General features: G+C 32.8%; 6 protein-coding genes. All 6 read left to right on the forward strand.

The features are described 5' to 3' along the window. A partial coding sequence (locus tag KJA13_04410) for a glycosyltransferase (GenBank protein MBZ9578237.1) occupies window positions 1–633 on the forward strand: 633 nt, incomplete at its 5' end. 62 nt (window positions 634–695) lie between these two features. Further along, on the forward strand, window positions 696–1,676 hold the full coding sequence (locus tag KJA13_04415; GenBank protein ID MBZ9578238.1) for a glycosyltransferase: 981 nt from the start codon (window positions 696–698) through the stop codon (window positions 1,674–1,676). After that, entirely contained in the window at window positions 1,673–3,166 is a 1,494-nt protein-coding gene (locus tag KJA13_04420; GenBank protein MBZ9578239.1) for a radical SAM protein, read from the forward strand. Before KJA13_04415 ends, KJA13_04420 begins: the two co-directional genes overlap by 4 nt. A gap of 30 nt (window positions 3,167–3,196) precedes the next feature. Then, window positions 3,197–3,397 (forward strand): glycosyltransferase, encoded by a 201-nt coding sequence (locus KJA13_04425; protein ID MBZ9578240.1) that lies wholly within the window; start codon window positions 3,197–3,199, stop codon window positions 3,395–3,397. A gap of 99 nt (window positions 3,398–3,496) precedes the next feature. After that, window positions 3,497–4,525, forward strand: a complete 1,029-nt coding sequence (locus KJA13_04430) for a glycosyltransferase family 2 protein (GenBank protein ID MBZ9578241.1) — start codon at window positions 3,497–3,499, stop codon at window positions 4,523–4,525. A 303-nt stretch (window positions 4,526–4,828) separates the two neighbouring features. Continuing rightward, window positions 4,829–4,991, forward strand: a 163-nt coding sequence (locus KJA13_04435; protein MBZ9578242.1) for an NAD-dependent epimerase/dehydratase family protein, incomplete at its 3' end; no start/stop codon positions are given.

The raw sequence follows: 4,991 nt of genomic DNA on the forward strand, positions 1-4,991 counted from the left end.
GACGGAAGCACGGACACCACTTTAAAAAACTTGAAGAAACATTTTGATAACGACCCTTTCCTAAGAATTGTTACCTATAAAGAAAATCAAGGCAAAGGCTTTGCCTTGAGAAAGGGATTCTCATATTGCAGCGGTGACCTTATAGCTTTTTTAGATGCTGATTTAGATTTACATCCGAATCAATTAGATGGCTTATACCGCAAAATGGTAAAAGAAGGTGCCGATGTGGTTATAGGCTCCAAGTTCCATCCCCAATCAAAGCTAATATACCCTATTCATCGTAAAATGATAAGTATTATTTATTGTCTTATACTTTACCTCCTTTTCAGGCTTCCTTTAAAAGACACTCAAACAGGATTAAAATTGTTTAAAAAAGAAGTATTGGACAGGGTTTTTCCACGGATACTTTGCAAAAGATTTGCCTTTGATGTTGAACTCCTGGCTAACGCATATCGGTTACATTATAAAATCAAGGAAGTGCCGGTAGTTTTAAATTTCAGAAGGAACAGGAAATGGGGCAGAATGAGGCTCAAAGACATGTGGTATGCAGGGTTGGATACCTTAGCCATATTTTATAGGATGTATATCTTAAAGTATTATGAAAAAGGACGGAATATAATGAATATTCCTTAAATTAGGCATCTTATCGCTAAAAAGCTTCTTTTTATATCAGATTATCAAATTTAATATTTAAAATGAGTTATGAAAATATCCCTTTTGTATCAATCATTATACCATTAAAAAAAATAAATGAATATATTAGAGAGTCAATGGCGTATATTTTGAATCTTGACTATGATAAATTTGAGATTATTCTATTTCCAGACGAAAGCTCAAAGGAAACTTTTAAGAAAACTAAAATTATTGCCACAGGACCTATTGGACCTGCAGAAAAAAGAGATTTAGCTCTTAAATATGCTAAAGGAGAAATTTTCGCATTTTTAGATGATGATGCTTTTCCAAGGAGAGATTGGCTTAAAAATGCAGTAAAACATTTTAAAGATTCCAGCATTGCAGCTGTGGGAGGTCCTGCGGTGACGCCGGAGAATGACTCTATTTGGCAACAGGCTTCCGGGGCGGTATTCGAAACCAAGCTTGGAGGTGGTAACTACACCTATCGCTATGTCCCCCAGAAGATGAGAGTAATAGATGATTATCCCTCCGTTAATTTCCTTGTTCGGAGGGATATTTTCCAACAATTAGGTGGTTTTGATTCAATTTATTGGCCGGGAGAGGATACTAAGTTGTGCTTGGAAATTACAAAAAGGTTAGGTAAAAAAATAATATATGATCCAAAAGTGCTGGTATGGCATCATCGCAGATATCTTTTTGCGGAACACCTAAATCAAATTAAAGGTTATGCCCTTCATAGGGGTTATTTTGCGAAAACTTTACCTGAAACCTCTCTTAGATTAAGTTATTTTATCCCTTCCTTCTTTGTCGCTTTCCTTCTTATTGGTATACCTTTATCCTTATATCATAAGATTTTCTCTCTTGGATACCTATTAGTAGCCTTATTTTATTTATGCGCTATTTTTCTGAGCGGTTTAATCACATCTATCAGAAAAAGGAATTTAATAATTGGAATTCTTACTATGCTTGGCATTATATCCACTCATATTACATATGGCTTATATTTTATAAAAGGTTTAATTACTAAGGAGCTTAAACGATGAAGATATTCATTTCCTATCCTCCATTAAAAAGTAATAAAGGGACGCCATTGCTAAGCCAAAATAGGCAGTTCCAATGGTTTAATAACCCAACCTATATTTATCCTATGGTTCCTGCCTCAGCAGCTACTCTTTTAGAGCAAAACGGTCACCAAGTTATTTGGAATGATTGTATTGCAGAAAATTGGTCTTATAGCCAATTTATTGATTTTTTTAAACAGGAATTACCAGAAGTAATAGTTATAGAAACTAAGACACCGGTAATAAAAAGACATTGGCAGATTATAAATGAACTTAAGGACATTAATTCGAATTGCAAAACAGTTCTCGTAGGCGACCATGTGACAGCTTTGCCGGAAGAATCTATTAAAAACAGCCAAGTTGATTTTGTGATAACGGGTGGCGATTATGATTTTCTATTAGTCGATCTTTGTAATGCTCTTCAAGAACTAATCCAAACTAATCAGCAACATCGCTCCAAAAATCAATTGCAATTATCAGAAATGTTAGAGCTGGGGATATGGTACAGGGAGAATAACAAGATTAAAAACACAGGTAGCTTTAAATTAAACCATAATCTTAACAGCCTTCCTTTTATAGACCGCGATTTAACTAAATGGAAGCTTTATAGTGAGTGCAATGGGAACTATATTAGACTGCCAGGCACATATACCATGGTTGGAAGAGATTGCTGGTATCATAAATGCACTTTCTGTTCTTGGACCACCCTTTATCCCAGATTCAGAGTTAGAAAACCAGAACTTTTGCTCGATGAAATAGAAATGCTGGTTTTCAATTATGGCGTAAAAGAGATAATGGATGATACAGGAACTTTTCCTGTTGGAAAATGGATGAGAGCATTTTGTAAAGGGATGATAGAAAGAGGCTTAAACAGAAAGGTATTTATTGATTGTAATATGCGGTTCGGTGCCCTCTCCTTAGAAGATTATAAGCTGATGAAAAAGGCAGGCTTTAGGTTGATATTATTTGGCTTGGAATCAGCTAATCAAAAGACTCTGGAAAAAATTAGTAAATCTCTTACCACTGAGGAAATCATCAATTCCTGTAAAAATGCAAAAAAAGCAGGGCTAGCCCCCCACCTTACTATCATGTTTGGCTATCCTTGGGAAGACTATAACGATGTAATGCGAACGATAAAATTGGGTAAATACTTAATGAAAAAGGGTTACGCCCATACACTACAGGCTACATTAGTGATTCCTTATCCAGGAACCCCCCTATTTGAAGAATGCAGGCGGGCAAATCTACTAAAAACACTGGATTGGGACCGATATGATATGAGAGAACTGGTTATGAAAGTCCCTATAGAAGAAAAGAAATTAATGCAGGCTATTCAACAACTATACAAAATTGCTTTAGACCCGGAATTCTTGCTTCGCCGAATATTATCTATTAGAAGTTTTTATGATATTAAATTCTTTACCAGAGCAGCAAAAGCAGTTATGGGGCATATAAGAGATTTCAATAATTAGCTTAAATATAACAAACAATAAATACTAGGCATGAAATCAATATCAATCCTGATACCAACCCTCAATTCAGAAAAGACGCTTAACGAATGTCTGGAATCTATCGCATTTCAAGATTATCCCTCCGATAAAATTGAAATAATTATTGCCGATGCAGGCTCAATTGATAAAACGCTCAGCATTATTGATAGATTTAAAGAAAAGCCTAGGAAAATAAAGATAAATAAAAATTAAATATCCTATGATTAATGATTACCGGGAAGTCTTGCAAAGCAATAACAGGCATATAAATATTAATAGGTTAGTAAAGAAATAGAATTTGCTTTTAAAAATATGGTCTTAACAGATTCTATTCGGGTAAAAGAATTATATAAATATCCTTCTATGAGTATTATTATTCCTACTTATAATTCAGAAAAGATGTTAAAAGGACTTCTTAATAGCATAAAAAACCAAGATTACCCTGCAGAAAAGATTGAGATTTTAGTTGTAGATGACGATTCAACAGACAATACTGTCAATATTGCTAGAGATTATGGAGCAAAAATATTAAGAAATGGCGCTCATAATATAGAAATGGGAAAATCTATTGGCTTAAGGGCGTCAAAAAATGAATATGTTTTTTTTATCGATGATGATAATCGATTACCTAAAAAAAATTGGCTTGGTAAATGTATTGAGGCAATGCTTATTAACCCAAATTGCGTAGGCGCGGAAGCAATATGGTTTAGATATGACAAGAGCGATTCCCTCGCTAACAGATATTGTTCCCTTTTTGGCATAAATGATCCTGTTGTATTTTATCTTGGAAAGCGAGATAGATTAATGTATATAGAAAGGACATGGAAATTATCTGGAAAAATTATTAAGGAAACAAAAAATTATTATGTTATAGAATTTGACGAATTTAGCTTACCAACAATAGGTTCTCAAGGCTTCTTAACGAAAAAAAGTCTGCTTCTTAAAACTAATTATTATCCCCGCTTTTTTCATATGGATAGTAATTTAGAGCTAGTAAAAATGGGATTTAATAAATTTTTAATGATGAAGCTTGATATTATCCATCTTCATTCTAATAATATTCAGCATTTTTTAAAAAAACTTAAAAGAAATATTGAGCTATTTCATAAATACAAAGCACTACGCAAATATAAATATCATATAAATATATTAAGATTGTTTTTTATTTTTTTATTAATGGTAACAATTTTAAAACCTTTTTATGATTGTATATTAGGTTATATAAAAAAACACGATATAGCTTGGTTTATTCATGTAATTTATTGTTTTGTAGTTCCTTTAATGTACCTATATGTAACTTTTAAGTGGAAAATTAAATCGTTCTTTGACAGATTAGTCTGATTAAAAAATGGTTTGATAGAAAAAGAGAGCAAGAATATATGAATAAGGGTGGTTTTGCTACTTCATCCAATATTTTGCTGGGTTACTTTATTAGTATATGCATTGGGAACCATTGAAGGGATTTTCAGAAAATCATCTTTAAATAGGCAAAAATGGAACCAATAGTGAAAACGGCATTGGATTAAATTTTATTAAATCTATTCAATGGATAATTGGGTCTATAGGGTTAATTCTGGGCTTTTTTATCGTATATAAAATGAAAATATGCTAAAACAATACCCTTAAAACATGGAGGATACGATAATGTCATTTTGGAAGAATAAAAAAGTTATAGTAACCGGTGGTGCTGGGTTAATAGGCTCGCATTTAGTTGAGTTACTTGTAGAAAAAGGGGCAATAGTTACTGTAGCAGATAACTTAGAGAGAGGAAAATTAGAAAATTTAAAAAATGTAAAAGAATTTATTA

It is taken from the genome of Patescibacteria group bacterium (assembly GCA_020148045.1).
GTDB lineage: Bacteria > Patescibacteriota > Minisyncoccia > Minisyncoccales > GWA2-38-27 > JAHCRG01.

What these genes read in the sequence shown, in the direction of transcription:
- KJA13_04415 (MBZ9578238.1), top strand. Translation starts at nt 696, where the DNA reads ATGAGTTATGAAAATATCCCTTTTGTATCAATCATTATACCATTAAAA.
- KJA13_04420 (MBZ9578239.1), top strand. Translation starts at nt 1,673, where the DNA reads ATGAAGATATTCATTTCCTATCCTCCATTAAAAAGTAATAAAGGGACG.
- KJA13_04425 (MBZ9578240.1), top strand. Translation starts at nt 3,197, where the DNA reads ATGAAATCAATATCAATCCTGATACCAACCCTCAATTCAGAAAAGACG.
- KJA13_04430 (MBZ9578241.1), top strand. Translation starts at nt 3,497, where the DNA reads ATGGTCTTAACAGATTCTATTCGGGTAAAAGAATTATATAAATATCCT.